The sequence below is a fragment of the Flavobacterium sp. TR2 genome (assembly GCF_025252405.1).
In the GTDB taxonomy this organism is placed as follows: Bacteria; Bacteroidota; Bacteroidia; order Flavobacteriales; family Flavobacteriaceae; genus Flavobacterium.
This window is the reverse complement of sequence record NZ_CP104307.1, coordinates 3,746,554-3,762,826: the sequence shown is the minus strand read 5'-3', so window position 1 is coordinate 3,762,826 and position 16,273 is coordinate 3,746,554. Positions and strand designations below refer to the sequence as shown.

The window sequence follows — 16,273 nt, the reverse complement described above, 5'->3', positions numbered from 1 at the left end:
CTCATTTTTATTTAACCAATAAGTTGATTGTTTTCAACTGACCGTCTGCCAGTTTAAGAACGACAATATATAAGGCTGTCTGCGATGGAGCGATAATTTGATTTTTGGCTTTTACATTTGAAATAGTCTGCACTAATTTCCCTGCAATGTCATAAATAACTACCTCAGCTCCATTTAATTGAGATTCGCTAAAATCACACTCTAAAGTAAATTCTGCTCCTGGCTTAACTGGGTTTGGATAGATTTTGATTTTCTTGGTGAAAACCGTTCCAGTAGTCTCAATTGGACAAGATTTAATTGAATTTCCATTTTTGTCTTTTGCAATTACGTGATATGTGCCGTTTAAAGGCTGAAGTTCGCTGTAATACTGACGGGTTGCACCAGAAATAGCGGCTCCGTTTTTATACCATTGCCAAGCTACATAATTGTTTGATCTATTGTCAAAGAACAGAACGTTTGCCCATTGCTGTATAACAAGTCCAGATTGGCTTATTTCTATTGGTTTAACAATGGCTGTCGCTGCATTATGATTCTGATCGCCATTTTGGGTTGCCGTAATAGTTGAGCTTCCTGAACCTTTAATGTTTAATGTTGATCCAGAGATTGTGCCCAATGCTGCATTTGCAATTGCATAAGAAACTGGCAATCCGCTGTCTGTTGTCGCGGTTAAAGCTACAGTGTTTGAGTCTGCACAGCCAAATTCTAAAGTCTGGTTCCAAGTAATCGTCTGATTCGCTTTTGTAATCTCAAATTCGGCACCAGTAAAGGCAATTACGTAATCTGCGCCAGCATTAATTGTTCCTGGTTTAATATTGTATTTTCCAACATTTTCTCCGGCATCTCTAGAAAGCAGTCCTGTAAGAATAGAATTGGTGTCTCCATTAACAAAACCTAAAGCAGTATAATTGAATACTGGATCGGCTGTAGCATATACTTTGGTATGTCCTGCAGCTGCAGTTATAGTAAGAGTATATTTTTGTGTTGTAAAACTTACTTCGTTTCCATAGCTAACAAAACCATTGCTGTTTATAGTATATGTTCTAACGTAATATGTTCTATTTCCTCTTAAGCCAGATAAAGTGTTTGCAAATGTTCCTAATGCAGCCGTAACATTAATTTTAGTATCGGCTATTGTAGGATTGGCGTGCTGTGCGTATACAAAACCAACTTCTGTTAAGCAAGATCCGCTATCGGTATTTATTCCGTTAGAAGATGCAGTACCAGATAATGAAGCGCCAGTTGTAGTTACTCCAGATACTACTGCCGTAATTAAATTAACTGGATTTGCCGGTTGTGTAATTTCAACCGTTGCAGACGCTGAACAAGAGTTTGCATCTGTAACGGTTACTGTATAAGTTCCCGCTGTAAGACCACTTGCTGTTGCTGCATTTCCACCAGATGGAGCCCATGAGTACGTGTAAGCACCTGTACCGCCAGTAGCACTTACGGTAACCGATCCGTTATTTCCGTTATGGCAAGTTACTGCCACTGGAGTTGTGGTTAAAGCTAAAGCATCAGGTTGGGTAATGGTAATGGTGCTACTAATAAAACATGAGTTTTCATCTGTAACAGTTACGTTATAAGTTCCCGCAGCAAGACCAGTTGCTGTTGCAGCTGTTCCTCCAGAAGGAGACCAAGAATAAGTGTAATTTCCAGTTCCTCCAATTGCTGTTACAGATGCCGTACCATTATTGCCTCCGTTACAAGAAACATTAGTATGCGAATATGTTGCTGAAAGGGCAGTAGGCTCTGTAATTTGTACCGACTCGGTTACAAAACATCCGTTTGCATCAGTAACGGTAACGGTGTAAGTATTTGGACTTAATCCTGTTGCTGTTGCAGCAGTTCCTCCAGATGGCGACCAAGAGTATGTATAATCTCCAGTTCCACCAAGAGGAGTTACTGTAGCGGTTCCGTTATTTGCCTGATGGCATAAAACATCTGTTTTTGCTATTGTTGCTGTTAAGGCATCAGGTTGAGAGATCGTTACGCTTGCAGTTGTTTGGCATAAGTTATCATCTTTTATCGTAACTGTATAAGTTCCTGCGGCAAGACCATTTGCTGTTGCAGCAGTTCCGCCAGATGGAGACCAAGAATAAGTGTAATCTCCCGTTCCTCCAGTAACATTTACAGTTGCTGTACCATTTGAACCTCCATTGCAAGAAACATTGGTTTGAGATGTTGTTGCAGTAAGTGCATCAGGTTCTGTTATGGTAAAATTGCGTGTTTTGGTGCATGAGTTTGCATCAGTTACAGTTAGCGTGTAAGTTCCTGCTTTAAGACCAGTTGCTGTTGCAGATGTTTGCACAGGGTTTGTGTTCCATGAGTAGGTCACCGCGCCTGTTCCTCCAGTTATAGCAGGAGTTATAGATCCGTTATTTCCATCCTTACAAGTCACATTTGATTGTGATGCTAGTGTTATTACAATGGCTGATGGTTCTGCTATTGTGAAGTTTTTTATAATAGAGCATCCATTGCTAGAAATAATTTTTACAGAATAGTTTCCTGCTGTTAAGTTGTTAACGGTATCGGTATTTCCTACGTTAGGAGTCCACTCGTACGTAAACGGTCCAGGAGCACCCGAAGGAGTTACTGTAATAGACCCTGTATTTGCGCCATTGCAAAGCACATCTACTTGAGTAGTATTAGCAACTAAAGTATTGGTTGTATTGATGGTGAAGTTTTTGATAATAGAACAGCCATTTCCATCTGTAATTTGACATTGATAATTACCAGCTGATAATCCTGTTGCAGTAGCAGATGCCCCCCCAGAAGGTGACCAGGAATAGGTATAACCTCCCACGCCTCCATAAGGAACTACTGTAGCTTCTCCGCCAACAGAACAAGTCGCATCTGTTTGAGATGTGGTTGCATTTAGCACAGACGGCTGGTTAATAGTAAAAGTTCTTGTAATAAAACAGCCGTTCTTATCTGTAATTTTACAGGTATAAGTTCCAGCAGAAAGTCCGGTAGCTGTAGCTGCGGTTCCTCCAGTAGGCGACCATACATACGTATAATCTCCAGCGCCTCCAATTGGGGTAACAGTTGCTGTTCCTGTTGATCCGCCATTGCATAAAACATCTGTTTGTGCTTGTGTGGCGTCTAAAATTGATGGTTCCCCAATGATAACTTGTTGTGAATTTTGGCAATTGTTCTCATCTGTTACAGTTACAGTATAAGTTCCTGCTTGGAGACCAGATGCTGTTGCTGCGTTTCCTCCAGAAGGAGACCATTGGTAAGAATAGTTGCCTGTTCCTCCCGTAGCAGTTACCGTGGCCGAACCATTTGATCCTCCATTGCAAGAAACATTGATTTTTTCAATGCTTATAACAAGAGCAGGTGGTTGGCTTACAAGAATATTACTTATCGTTATAGAACAAGAATTGTTATCGGTAATGGTAACCGAGTACGTGCCTGCCATTAGTCCAAATCTGTTTTGTGTTGTTACTCCGCCATTCCAGCTATAGGTGTAAGGCGAAACCCCTCCCGTAGGAGTAAGACCAATAGAACCATTTGATCCTCCATTGCAAGACACATTATTAACTGATACACTTCCTCCAAGTGCTGAAGGTTGCGTAACAGCAATATTGTTGAAAGTTTTACTGCACAAGTTGCTGTCAGTAATTGTAACTGAATAAGTGCCAGCGGTAAGTCCTGTTCTGTCCTCACTTGTTACTCCGTCATTCCATAAGAAAGTATAAGGCCCAACACCTCCAGATGGCGTAATGTTTATTGCTCCTGTTGCTGCGCCATTACAAGCAATATGTGTTATGGTTATTGGCGTGGCAATTGCTGAAGGTTGTGTTACCTGTATGTTAGATATTGTTTTTGTACAGCCATGGCCGTCTGTAATGGTAACTGAATACGTGCCAGCTGCAAGTCCAGTTCTATCCTCAGTAGTTACTCCGCCACCCCAGTCAAATGTATAAGGTGATGTTCCGCCACTTGGAGTAAGATTTATGGCTCCTGTATTGCTGCCATTACAAAGTATAGGGGTTACAGATACTGCTCCATCAAGCGGTGCAGCAGGTTGACCAACTGCAATATTGCTTATTGTTGCCGTACAGCCATTGGCGTCAGTAATTGTAACGGCATAAGTACCCGCAGGAAGTCCGTTTCGGTCTTCGGTAGATGCGCCACCTACCCAGTTGAAAGTGTAAGGGCCAGCTCCCCCAGTTGGAGTTAGGTTAATGGCACCATTAGATCCTCCAAAACATGAAGCATTAGTTACGACTGTAGTACCTCCAAGAGCAGAAGGCTGATTGATTGTAAAACTAGGTAATGTTTTTGAGCATGAATTAGAATCCGTTATGGTCACGGTATAAGTACCCGCTGTAAGTCCTGTTCTGTCTTCTGTAGTTGGACCATCGCTCCATGCAAAAGTATATGGGCCAACACCACCGCTAGGAGTAAGGTTTATAGCTCCTGTATTTCCTCCAAAACAAGCAACATGAGTCGGAACTATAGATCCAGAAAGCGCAGGAGGTTGAGTTACCGGAATGTTGTTTATAGTTGCTGAACAACCTTTAGAATCTGTAATGGTAACGGAATATGCGCCTGCTGTTAGTCCCGTTCTATCTTCTGTTGTGATTCCATCATTCCATAAGAAAGTATAAGGGCCAGTTCCTCCCGTTGGAGTAAGGTTTATAGCTCCAGTATTGCCTCCATTACAAGCAACATTAGTTGGCGCTGTTGTTCCGCTGACTGCTGCCGCAGGCTGGCCAACCGCAATATTGCTTATGGTCAAACTGCAATTGTTAGAATCGGTAATGGTAACAGAATATGTACCTGCTATAAGACCTGTTCGATCCTGTGTGGTAATTCCGCCACCCCAGTTATAGGTATAAGATCCGCTGCCTCCTGTCGGAGTAAGATCTATGGCTCCGTTATTACCTCCAAAGCAAGATACAGTAGTAACGGAAATTCCTCCTTGTATGGCTGAATCTTGTCCTATAGTAAAGATTTTAGATGTTGTAGTCCCTTCGCTATCTGTTATATTAACCGAATAATTAGATGGCATTAAACCTGTAATTGTTGCTGCAGTCGAACCATTAGACCATGCATAAGTATAAGGAGATTTTCCTCCAGAAGGAGTTACTGTCGCGGTTCCGTTATTAACGCCATTGCAAGCATTTGTTTGTGACTGTGTAGCAGATAAGGGCGCATTAGTCGAAAATGATGCAGGAGTGCCATAAGTAATTCCAGCCGAGTTCGATGCATAAGCCGCATAATGTATAGTAGTTCCCGAAGGAAGTGAAGTTGCATTTACACTAAAAGGACCAGTACCAATACTTGCCGCTAAGTTGTTTACACCTGGGCCACCAATAACAGGATTTGGCATAAGAGACCAGACAATACCTCTGCTTAGTACTGTGTCACCACCGTCAGTGTTTGAACCTGCTAATGTAGCGGTTAGGGCTCCATAGTTTGTTACGGGAGCTGTGGTAGTTACTGAGGGTAATGTTGTACAAGTTACACTTGGCGAATAGTTACTTGGTAAAATTCCCTGAGTTCCAGAAGGAGTAGAAGTTAGGGTTGTAATTGTCCAATTAGTATATGTATTAATATTTGTTCTTAAAACAGAAGAAGTGCCTACTAAAGATCCTGTATACTTTGCAAAAAATTGACTTGGTTCAGGACCACTAGGAAATAGAGCGACACAATTTGTTCCGTTTGTTAGTCCTTGTGGTAAAATACTTTCTGCACCGCCAAGATTTGCTGTTATTAAAGGGTCATTCCATTTAGTAGAACCATCGTGATTATTTAGATTATAATCACCTTGCACACCTGCGATGAAAGTTATAGTAGATAGTGAAATTGCAGGTCTCATGCCATTAGTAGCACTTTGATAGGCAAGCATTTGGTCCCCAGCAGACAAGTTGAAACTGTAAACGGGTCCTTCTGGATTAATTACAAAATCAGAAGTTGATCCACCTGTTACTGTAAAGACATTGTTTGTAGAAGTTTCAATAACTGAGATGATTTTTCCACAAGTTACCCCAGGAGGTATTGTCCATTTGATATGTGGCTCGTTACTGCCGATCCAGCCAGATGCAGAGAGACCTTCTTCAGTAAAGTATACGATCTCACCCGCTGGTAAGTTTTTTAGGGCTATAAAGCTAAACCCATCTAAACCGCCAGTGTCAAAGCCTATAAAAGCAATGTCTCCCGGTGCTAAGGTCTGTCCTTTTATATTTTGGTGTAATCCGAAGACACAAAAGAACGTAAAAAATAAGAGTAATTTTTTTTTCATAACATACAATTTAGTTAATGACATAGATAAGCATTGTCCCAGCCTCCTAGATGCTCAGGTTTTGATAATGAGGCAAAAGCCTTAATAAAATCCCCATCGTTTATCAATGTTTCAATTTTTTTAAAGCTTATAGTATTAAAAGAATCCAAGTTTAATTGGTATATATAATGATCGAACACTGTTCTGTTGGTATCCTCATCAAATCGGATAGTGCCTCTCGGGCCGTCAATATTCAATTTATGAATTGCTTCAATTAAAGAGCTCGTTTTTAAATTAGCAGCATTTAAAAGCATATGCTTTAATATCAGCCCGTTTTCATAACCTAAAATTGAAAATAGAGAAGGGGTTTCAGCATAAATTTCTTTGTAATTTGAACTGAAATCTGTTGCATCGGTATCATGCTGCATCCACGTGCTCACTACATAAAGTTCATGGGGATTATTTTTATATTCGTCCAAAATTTTATCATTGATAAAAAAAGGCGTTACATAAAAAGGATATTTTTGAGTGATTTTATTTTGTTTCATAAAATCGGCATTTTCTTCTGCATACAGACCACTATAAAAAGCAAAAACAGCATTAGGCTGCTGCGCATTTATAATTTCATTCATATAAGAAGCTTCATTTTCTCTCGGATTAAAAGGAGTGATGTAATGCCCTGTAAAATGATTTTGTTCCTTAAAAGCATATTCTAAGGCATGAAGCATCCCGTATCCCGAATCATAAAATGATGTAGAAGTTGCTATTTTATATTTTTTATCTGAAAAATATTTACCCAAATGATAGCAAGATTCGGTTAGCCCTAGAGAATTTATATATATGCCTTTATATGCTGATTGATAAGGAATTGTTGCTCCTAAATCTGCAGCCAACAATAAAATATCGTTATTAGAAGCATATTTATAAACATCAGTCATATTATGATGCCCTAGGAAACCAATTATAATTGATATATCTTCCTGAAAGTTAAGTTTCTGTATTTTGTCAATTATAAGTTTCTCATCAGCACCAATGCCAATGCTTTCTACATAAAATTTTACATTCAGGTTATTGAGTTTTAAACCTCTTATAAAATCTTTATCCAGCGAAGGGTACTGTTGAGACTTTGATATTAAAATTCCTATTTTAATGTCGTTATCCATAAAATGATATTAAAAAATAGAGGCAATTTTTTGCCTCTATTTTGAATTTATTAGTTTCTAGAAGGGAAAATTCCACTTGTTGCAATACAAAAGTTTATTGCAAGATATGGATTGCGTATGCTAAAAGGGCTAGTGCCTCCAGTTGGAGCTGTATTGCCACCTAATGTAGCTGTTGCACTAAAACCGCCAACTTTGTCAGTTCCACTCCCTCCTGGTTCGCTGTAGATGTTAGGTGCCGAACCACTCGAAGCAAAAGAATTGTTTCCGCCGTCAGTTTCATTAGTAATTGTACCTCCTGTAATAGTAGTTGCAGTCACAGTTACCGCTGCAGTTCCACCTGCTAGTGCATGTATGTGAGCAGGAATGTTTAATGTTGTTAAAGTAGTATTTTCTGTACCTGCTCTTTCACCTTGCGTGATATTGCTTAAACCAGGCCCTTGACCAAAATGGATAGGAGCTCTTCCTCTTAGATCCGGAAGACCGAATGTGCTCATGCCATCCCCGCCGTACATTGTTCCCAATAGTGAAAATAAAGCTGTGTTCTGACTGATTGAAATGAGTTGACCATTGCAATAAGCCCATCCTCTAGGAGGAAAATTAAATCCGAAACCTAAAATTGTTCCAAGAAAGACTTCCATAATTTTTTAAGATTTAATGTTAATGTTAGTTTTTGATCGTATTTTTTTTACAACGCTAAATTACTTTATAACTAAATTATGGGTACACGGGTTTATACGTGTTTTTGGTAAAATGCTATTATTTAACATTTTACTTTAAAAGTAAGAAAATATTTCAATATTTTCACTAAAAAAAAAATTACTCTGAGCAATAAAAAAGGCAGTAATACGTTACTGCCTTTTTTTACGTTTTAACTTGAGAATGTCAAGCCTTTATTTTTAAAGCTCATATAAAGCTCTTGTCTTGCAGAACTTACAGTTTCTTCAGTCCTGTAGATACTGCACCAGAACTTGATTAAAAGTTTATATTTTTCGTCAGAAATTGAGCTATAATATATTTGTGAAGGTTTTGAATTGTTGACCAGCGGAAGATTGGCAAGCGTTTCATTTATTACCGAATTGATTTCTTCTGGAATTGTTTCTCCGCTAATTTCGAAAGTAACTTCAACCAATTTTAAATTATCCGTATATGTCCAATTGGTAATGTTTTGAGATAACAAGTTACCATTCGGAACTATAATTTCAGCGCCATTTGGAGCATTTATTTTGGTTGTTCGCAATCCCATCGATTTGATGCGGCCAGATTGAGAACTCACTTCTACGACATCGCCAACTTGAATTGGCTTGTCAAAAATCAAAATTATACCCGATACAAAATTGTTGACAATGTTTTGGAGTCCAAGTCCGACACCGACACCCAAAGCTCCTAAAAGAATGCTCAATTTATCCAAAGGCATTCCAGAAGCGGCAACAGCAAGCAGATAACCGATTATGAGCACAACTAATCGTGTAATAAGCAATTTTGAATGTTGCCTTTTGTTAACGTTTTCTTCGTTTTCATCATCAATTTCACCAAAAAAATAAGCAACATATTTTTGCAGTAAGTGCGCTGTCCAAATAATAATAAAGAACAAAACAATATTGCCCAGCGTAAATGTGATGCTTCCGATTGTATTTGGATGGCTTAACAATTTGGTCAAAGAAGCGCGAAGCGATTCCCAAATATTCAAATTTGAAGCAATCACGATCAGCCACATATAACTAATTACAATAATAAAAGGTTTTTTCAGCGTATCTGATAAACTTTCATAATCGAACATTTTTTCGATTCCTCTTTTTACCCTAATCGTATAAATTTGAAGTAAAATAATTTCCAAAATAATCTTCAAAAGAACACTTAAAGCAACAATTTGAGTAAGTGAGATAAAAGCCGTAAGACTTAACATATTAGAAAGAGAAACTCTTCCGAATACATTATAAAGAATAGACAAAACATTTAATCCGATAAAAATGATGCTTGCCCATTTAAAAAAGCCTTTTATATAAAGTTCTTCTTTAAGCGTTTTAATCTGAACTAAACCATAACGAATGCCTAAAATATTAATTGCAACAAAGGCAAAACGCTGCAATAACCCGATTGTGATAAACAAATCTAGAAAGCAAAGCGCAAAGAATAATCCGACAAGAAAAAGCCAGTTTCTCATAGAAACGCCAGACCACTGATTTTTGAAAAGGAAAATTAAAACCCCAAGCAGGAAAAGCTGGATTAGTTCTAAAAATAGAGCGGGAGCATACAAATTGGTTACCACGGCAATATTTAATGCAATGACCAAAACAGGAAGGAAAGCGCCTCGATTTAAGTATTTGAAATTTAAAAGCAAAAGGTTATCAGCATAACCATTTGTTTTAAGGTATTTGATGTTTTTGGAAATGTACCAAAACAAAAGTCCCATAAAGAAGCATAGCGTGATAAGTCCGCCCGCTTTGTAGCTTAGGTAATACGCCGCTACATTTTCTTCAATTATGATTTTTGCCTTGATGTTGTGCGTTACTTTTTTCTTAGCCGCAGTATCGTTAATCTGCCACAACGAAGGATATTCTTTCTTGAAAATACTGATTCCTGATTTTTCCAGTTTATTTTCAACGGTTTCCAAAGCATTAGAAACAGCAATTTTTCGCTGTACGGTAAGCCTTTTTTTATTGTTTAGAGTAGTTTGGTTTTTAGTCATTAAACTATCTGTAGCAAGATAGATTTCTCTAAGATTTTTAAATTCTTTTTTAAATTGCTTACGTCGGATGGTATCTTTTAGTAAAGACATTAAAGTCTTGTCGTTGCGAAGGTCAATTGCACGTTTTTTGATGTTTTCAAGATCTAGATTACGGCTATTGATGGCTTTGTTCTGTTCTTCCAGTTCCTGCTGGATTTCCTGTAATACAACACGATACATCTGCTGGTTTCGCACATTTGGGTTTGCACCTTTCAAACTGGCCAAAATTAAGTTCAGCTTGCTTTCTGTGCGTTTCATTTCGCCAAAAAGATGACGGGTGTCGCCTGCAAAATCAATATCGTTATAAGCAGACTCCAATGCTTCACTGGCTTTCTCGATTGCCATTAAATAATCGCTGTCTGTAGCTGTAGTATCATTAAATAATCTTCCGCGGCTTTCTTTTTTGACCGTTTTTTTTTCTTGAGCATAATTAAGCTGTGAGAAGAAAAGAAATAAAAATAGGGGGAGAAAATAAAAGGTTCTTTTTTGAATCATCATAAATTTTAGGCTTGTATTGCGAGCCCAAAATTAATTTTTTTTGGTAGACTTTCAGTTAAGAAAAATTAAATTTAAAGTATAACTGAATATTTATCAGCTGATTTTCAGTTCAAATTTCTTGTGGCAATTTCCTGCTGAATCTCTTTAAGAAAATTAGAGTTGACTATTAGAAAAGCCATGGAGAAAGGAATTGCCATTAAACTTAACAATCCTTTCTCGAGAAATAAAAATACAATAATGATTAGCAGCATTATGGCGGCCAAAATCAAAATTTTAATTGTTGTCTTAATTGTTTTCTGCATTTTTAACAGCTCCTCAATGCTCATTTCGCTTGGTTTCTTTGCTTTCATTTCCTATTTTTACTTTAGAATTACTACAAAATTTAATTAAAAAACGCTCCAAAACAATAAGTCAGATTTTTTTGACTACCCGCAATCATTATGGAAGAAAAAGAAACTTGTCCGGCCCAAAGACTTTTAAAGATGTTATCTGGAAAATGGAAAGCAGAAATTTTCCGTCTCGCAGTAGAATCGCCTTTGCGTTTTAACAATTTACTGCGTCAGATTCAAGGTTCAAATAAACAATCTTTGGCTACAGCCTTAAAAGAATTGGAAGAAGAAGGGCTTTTGGAAAAAACTACCATAAAACTAAAGCCTCTGCACATCGAATACAATTTGACAGAAAAAGGTAAAGCTTTAATTCCGGTATTTTTGCAATTGGAAGGGCTGTCTAGCTAATACTGAGCCCGTTAATTCCTAAAGGAAATCTTAAGGTTTATTTAATGATGATTTTTATAGAATTTAAATTAAATTTGCCTTGTGCGAAAAAGTATTATTTACATATTCATTTTTTTAATAGCTTCAAACAGCAGTTTTGTACAGCAGTTTTACAAATTGCCGATACTTATTGAGCACTATCAGGAGCACAGACAATTAATGGATTTAAGTTTCATCGATTTCTTGTCTATGCACTATTGGGGAGAAGACTTAAAAGACAATGATGCCGATCGCGATATGCAGCTTCCTTTTAAAACAATCAGCAGCAGCGCTTTTCACCTTGTTTTTATTTTAGACGACAAAGATTTGTTTCCGGTTCCTTTCAATCCAGAATTACCGCAATCAAAAATTCCAACTTATAGATCTGATCTTTTCTCAGATCCAAATCTGCTATCTCTTTTTAGACCTCCAATCGCATAATTATTTTTTAAAATTTTTATTGTAACAGCTGAAAACGTAACGTTTTACAGCCGTTCATCTATTATTTTTTAATTAATACATTATGCTTAATAAAGTAATTCAGTTCTCAGTTAAGAACAAACTGGCAATTGGAATCTTTACATTGCTGTGGATTGTCTATGGCGTGTATGAGGTTACCCAATTGCCAATTGATGCCGTGCCAGACATCACAAACAATCAGGTGCAAATCATAACTACAGCGCCATCTCTAGGGGCTGAAGACGTAGAAAGATTAATCACGTTCCCGATAGAACAAGCCATCAGCAATATTCCGCATCTTAAAGAAAGCAGGAGTATTTCGCGGTTCGGACTCTCACTCGTAAGTGTTGTCTTTGAAGACGATGCCGATGTCTATTGGGCTAGACAGCAAATTACAGAAAGACTGCAGCAGATAGAAATTGACCGAAATGCCAATAGACCCGAAATGGCGCCTGTAACAACTGGTTTAGGTGAAATTTATCAATACGTTTTAAAGCCAAAACCAGGCTACGAAGAAAAATATTCATTAGAAGATTTAAGAACAATTCAGGATTGGACGATCAGAAGACAGCTTTTGGGAACTGCCGGAATTGCAGATGTTTCTACTTTTGGCGGAAAGCTCAAGCAATATGAAATCGCCGTAAATCCTGCCAGACTTAAAGCGCAGAACTTAACAATTAGTGAAGTTTTTACAGCCCTAAACAATAGCAACGAAAATACAGGCGGGGCTTATATTGAAAAAGGTCCAACCGTATCTTACATTAGAAGCACTGGTTTAGCCAAAAGCATCGAAGATATTGAAAACATTGTAGTTAAAAGCACTCAGGGCGGACTTCCTATTTTAGTAAAAGATGTTGCCAATGTCAAAATTTCTTCGGCAATACGTTACGGAGCACTAACCACCGACGAATACGGAGAATCGGTTGGCGGGATTGTCATGATGCTGAAAGGAGAAAATGCGAATAACGTTATTGTCAACGTAAAAGATAAAATTGCTCAGATCGAAAAAATCCTTCCTGAGGGACTAAAAATTGAACCTTTCTTGGACCGAACAAAAATGGTAGACAATGCCATAGGAACAGTTGAAAAAAACTTAATCGAAGGCGCTTTAATTGTGGTTCTGATCTTGGTTTTGTTTCTCGGAAATCTCAGAGCAGGTTTTATTGTGGCTTCGGTTATACCATTGGCCATGCTTTTTGCCATTATCATGATGAATACTTTTGGCGTAAGCGGTAACCTGATGAGTCTCGGTGCATTAGATTTCGGATTAATCGTCGATGGAGCTGTTATTATCGTAGAAGCCATTCTGCAACATCTTCATAGTTCAAAAAAATACCAATCTGTTTCGAATATTTCTCAAGACGAAATGGATAAAGAAGTAACAGGATCTGCCGCGCGCATGATGAATGCAGCCGTTTTTGGACAGATTATTATTCTAATTGTTTATTTGCCGATTCTATCCTTGCAGGGAATTGAAGGAAAAATGTTCAAGCCAATGGCTCAGACCGTTGCATTTGCCATTTTAGGCGCTTTTATTTTGTCGCTTACGTATGTGCCAATGGTTAGCGCTTTATTTCTAAGCAAAAAAATCAGCCATAAAAAGAATCTTTCAGATCGTATTATGGAAAGATTAGAAAATGCTTACGAAGGGTGGCTTACAAAAGCTCTAAGTATCAGAAAAGGAGTTGTAGCCGCTGCATTTGTGCTTTTCGGATTGGCAGTTTTGTTATTCGCAAGAATGGGAGGAGAATTTATTCCGCAGTTGGAAGAAGGAGATTTTGCCGTTGAAACCCGTTTGCTTTTAGGAACCAATCTTTCTACGACAACAGAAACAATCACGAAAATTTCTAAAGAATTAAAGAAAGAATACCCAGAAGTCCAGCAAGTGGTTTCTAGAATTGGAAGCGCAGAAATTCCAACCGATCCAATGCCAATTGAAGGCGGAGATATGATTATCGTTTTAAAAGACAAGTCAGAGTGGACAAGCGCTTCTTCGTTTCCTGAATTGGCAGATAAAATGACTAAAACCGTTAAACGGATTGCTCCTGGCGTTACAACTGGATTTCAATTTCCGGTTCAAATGCGTTTTAACGAATTGATGACGGGAGCCAAACAGGATTTGGTTTGTAAAATTTATGGGGAAGATCTTCAAAAGCTTTCAAAATATGCCGAAAAGCTTGGTGAGATCAGTAAAACAGTCGATGGTGCAGCCGATTTATACGTAGAAAAAGTTACCGGAATGCCACAGATCGTAATTGATTACAATTGGGCGGAAATGTCAAAATACGGTTTGCGTGTGGTTGACATTAACAGAACCATTAACGCCGCTTTTGCAGGTGCTGTTGCCGGAAGCATTTACGAAGGTGAAAAACGTTTTGACATGGTCGTTCGCGTAGAAGACAATGGGAGAAAAGGAATTGAGGATGTGCGAAATCTTTTGATCGCAACGCCTTCAGGAATGCAAATACCGCTTTATCAAGTAGCTAAGGTGGAAGAAGTGGAAGGTCCAAACCAAATTCAGAGAGAGAATGCCAAACGAAGAATTATTGTAGGCTTTAATGTTCGAGGAAGAGATGTGCAGTCAATTGTGGAAGAATTGCAGCAAAAAGTAAATAAACAGATCAAATTTGATCCAGGTTACTACATTACTTATGGCGGAGCATTTGAAAACTTGCAGCAGGCTAAAGCGAGACTTGGAGTTGCTGTTCCTGCCGCTTTATTGATGATCTTCGCATTATTGTACTTTGCTTTTAAATCGTTTAAAGAAGGCATTATCATATTTACAGCCATACCGTTATCTGCAATCGGTGGTGTATTTGCCTTAGTATTGCGAGATATGCCTTTTAGCATTTCTGCAGGAGTTGGTTTTATTGCCCTGTTTGGTGTTGCCGTATTAAACGGAATTGTTTTGATTTCGGAGTTTAACCGAATTCAAAAGCATGGCGAAGTCACAGATCCTTTTGAGATTATCATTTTAGGAACAAAAAATAGATTGCGTCCTGTTTTAATGACGGCGGCTGTTGCTTCGCTTGGATTTCTTCCAATGGCTTTGAGCAACGGAGCAGGAGCAGAGGTGCAGCGCCCGCTCGCAACAGTGGTGATCGGCGGATTGGTAACCGCGACTCTTTTAACGCTTTTTGTGCTTCCTGCGATTTATTTAATGACTTTTCACGCTAAAGGATTTTCTAAAAAAAGAAAAAAACACATGAATAATCTAACCATTTTATTGAGTATTCTTTTTATTGGCAATATAGCCGATGCACAAGAATTGCCCATTTCGCTTGACGAATCCATTTCAGTTGCGATTCAGAATAATAGAACCGTCAAATCGGCTAAATTAAACGAGCAGTCTAAAAGCCATTTACAGAAAACGGGCTATAATTTTCCGCAGACGCAAATCGATGCCGATTATGGACAGTTTAACAGCGCGCAGAAAGACACGAGATTCGGAATTAGCCAGACTTTTGCTTTTCCTACCGTTTACAGCAATCAGAAAAAAGCGCTTCAAGCTGACTTTAACAAAGCAAAGGCTGAAGTGCAGCTCACTTCTCAGGAAATCAAAACCAGAGTAAGAACTGTTTACTACGACTATTTGTGGCTGAACAGCAAAAAAGAACTTTTGGTCTATGCCGATTCGATTTACAGAATTATGGAGAAAAAATCAGACTTAAGATTCAAGGCAGGTGAAGCGAATGTTTTAGAGAAAAGCGCTTCGCAGTCGGCTAGGCAATTCTATAGCAACCAATTGGTGATGGTAAACAGAGACATCGAAATTGCTTTAAATTCGTTTAATGCCATTCTTCAGGACAAAGTAGCTTACACTCCCAAAAAGATGAATTTGAAAGCAATTTTAAACCATTCGTCTATTCAAAATTTGAAAGCAGAAAATCTTCCTGCCGTACAGCGTTCCCAGTTTGAATCGGAAGCTGCAAAATGGAGATGGAAGACAGAAAGCGCCAAAATGCTTCCTGAAATTACTTTGGGCTATAACAATTTGAGCATTATCGGAACTCAAACTAATGCTTCAGGTCAAGAAGTTTATTATGGTAGTGGACAAAGATTTAATTACGTCAATGCGGGGCTTTCAATTCCGATATTTTTCACCAGTCAGTCAGAAAGAAAAAGAGCTGCAAAAGCAGAGTACGAAAGTTATGTGGAACTTTCTGAAGCAGCTAAAATCGAAATGAAGACAAGTATTGAAAATGCAGATCGAGAAGTAAAAAAGTATCAGGAAAGCTTAGCGTATTACGAGACAGATGGATTAAAAAATGCGCAGACCATCATAGAAGCCTCTAGCAGTCAGTTGCAAAATGGCGATATTGATTACCTGCAATGGGTTTTGGTAGTCAATCAGGCCATTACAATCAAAAGCGAGTATCTAGATGCATTGAATGCTTACAATAAAGCAGTGGTTACACTACAGAATCTTAATAATATTTAA

Annotated in this window: 8 protein-coding genes; 3 read left to right on the top strand and 5 right to left on the bottom strand. The window is 38.2% G+C overall.

Translation table 11 applies throughout. The features are described from left to right. Positions 1-7: 7 nt before the first annotated feature. From N4T20_RS16570 to N4T20_RS16550, 5 genes are all read right to left on the bottom strand, one after another. Complete coding sequence (locus tag N4T20_RS16570) at positions 8-6,253, bottom strand: MBG domain-containing protein (protein WP_260670228.1); 6,246 nt, start codon at positions 6,251-6,253, stop codon at positions 8-10. A 14-nt stretch (positions 6,254-6,267) separates the two neighbouring features. After that, positions 6,268-7,395, bottom strand: coding sequence for an ABC transporter substrate-binding protein (locus N4T20_RS16565; RefSeq protein WP_260670227.1), 1,128 nt, complete (start codon positions 7,393-7,395; stop codon positions 6,268-6,270). A gap of 50 nt (positions 7,396-7,445) precedes the next feature. After that, on the bottom strand, positions 7,446-8,033 hold the full coding sequence (locus N4T20_RS16560) for a phage tail protein (protein WP_260670226.1): 588 nt from the start codon (positions 8,031-8,033) through the stop codon (positions 7,446-7,448). A 230-nt stretch (positions 8,034-8,263) separates the two neighbouring features. After that, positions 8,264-10,618 carry a mechanosensitive ion channel family protein gene (locus tag N4T20_RS16555; RefSeq protein WP_260670225.1) on the bottom strand — a complete coding sequence of 785 codons (2,355 nt, stop codon included), beginning with the start codon at positions 10,616-10,618 and terminating at the stop codon, positions 8,264-8,266. A gap of 104 nt (positions 10,619-10,722) precedes the next feature. Next, positions 10,723-10,968: an efflux RND transporter permease subunit gene (locus tag N4T20_RS16550; RefSeq protein ID WP_260670224.1), complete on the bottom strand. Its 246-nt coding sequence runs from the start codon at positions 10,966-10,968 to the stop codon at positions 10,723-10,725. Between the two features lie 90 nt (positions 10,969-11,058). Between N4T20_RS16550 and N4T20_RS16545 the strand changes: the two genes are divergently transcribed. The 3 genes from N4T20_RS16545 to N4T20_RS16535 all read left to right on the top strand — a co-directional run bounded on the left by N4T20_RS16545 (position 11,059) and on the right by N4T20_RS16535 (position 16,273). Beyond that, positions 11,059-11,355: a winged helix-turn-helix transcriptional regulator gene (locus N4T20_RS16545; RefSeq protein ID WP_260670223.1), complete on the top strand. Its 297-nt coding sequence runs from the start codon at positions 11,059-11,061 to the stop codon at positions 11,353-11,355. Between the two features lie 81 nt (positions 11,356-11,436). Continuing rightward, positions 11,437-11,814: a hypothetical protein gene (locus N4T20_RS16540; protein WP_260670222.1), complete on the top strand. Its 378-nt coding sequence runs from the start codon at positions 11,437-11,439 to the stop codon at positions 11,812-11,814. 82 nt (positions 11,815-11,896) lie between these two features. Beyond that, positions 11,897-16,273, top strand: a complete 4,377-nt coding sequence (locus N4T20_RS16535) for a CusA/CzcA family heavy metal efflux RND transporter (RefSeq protein WP_260670221.1) — start codon at positions 11,897-11,899, stop codon at positions 16,271-16,273.

Coding starts and splice junctions, on each gene's coding strand:
- N4T20_RS16565 (WP_260670227.1), bottom strand. CDS start 7,395: ATGGATAACGACATTAAAATAGGAATTTTAATATCAAAGTCTCAACAG.
- N4T20_RS16545 (WP_260670223.1), top strand. CDS start 11,059: ATGGAAGAAAAAGAAACTTGTCCGGCCCAAAGACTTTTAAAGATGTTA.
- N4T20_RS16535 (WP_260670221.1), top strand. CDS start 11,897: ATGCTTAATAAAGTAATTCAGTTCTCAGTTAAGAACAAACTGGCAATT.
- N4T20_RS16550 (WP_260670224.1), bottom strand. CDS start 10,968: ATGAAAGCAAAGAAACCAAGCGAAATGAGCATTGAGGAGCTGTTAAAA.
- N4T20_RS16555 (WP_260670225.1), bottom strand. CDS start 10,618: ATGATGATTCAAAAAAGAACCTTTTATTTTCTCCCCCTATTTTTATTT.
- N4T20_RS16560 (WP_260670226.1), bottom strand. CDS start 8,033: ATGGAAGTCTTTCTTGGAACAATTTTAGGTTTCGGATTTAATTTTCCT.
- N4T20_RS16570 (WP_260670228.1), bottom strand. CDS start 6,253: ATGAAAAAAAAATTACTCTTATTTTTTACGTTCTTTTGTGTCTTCGGA.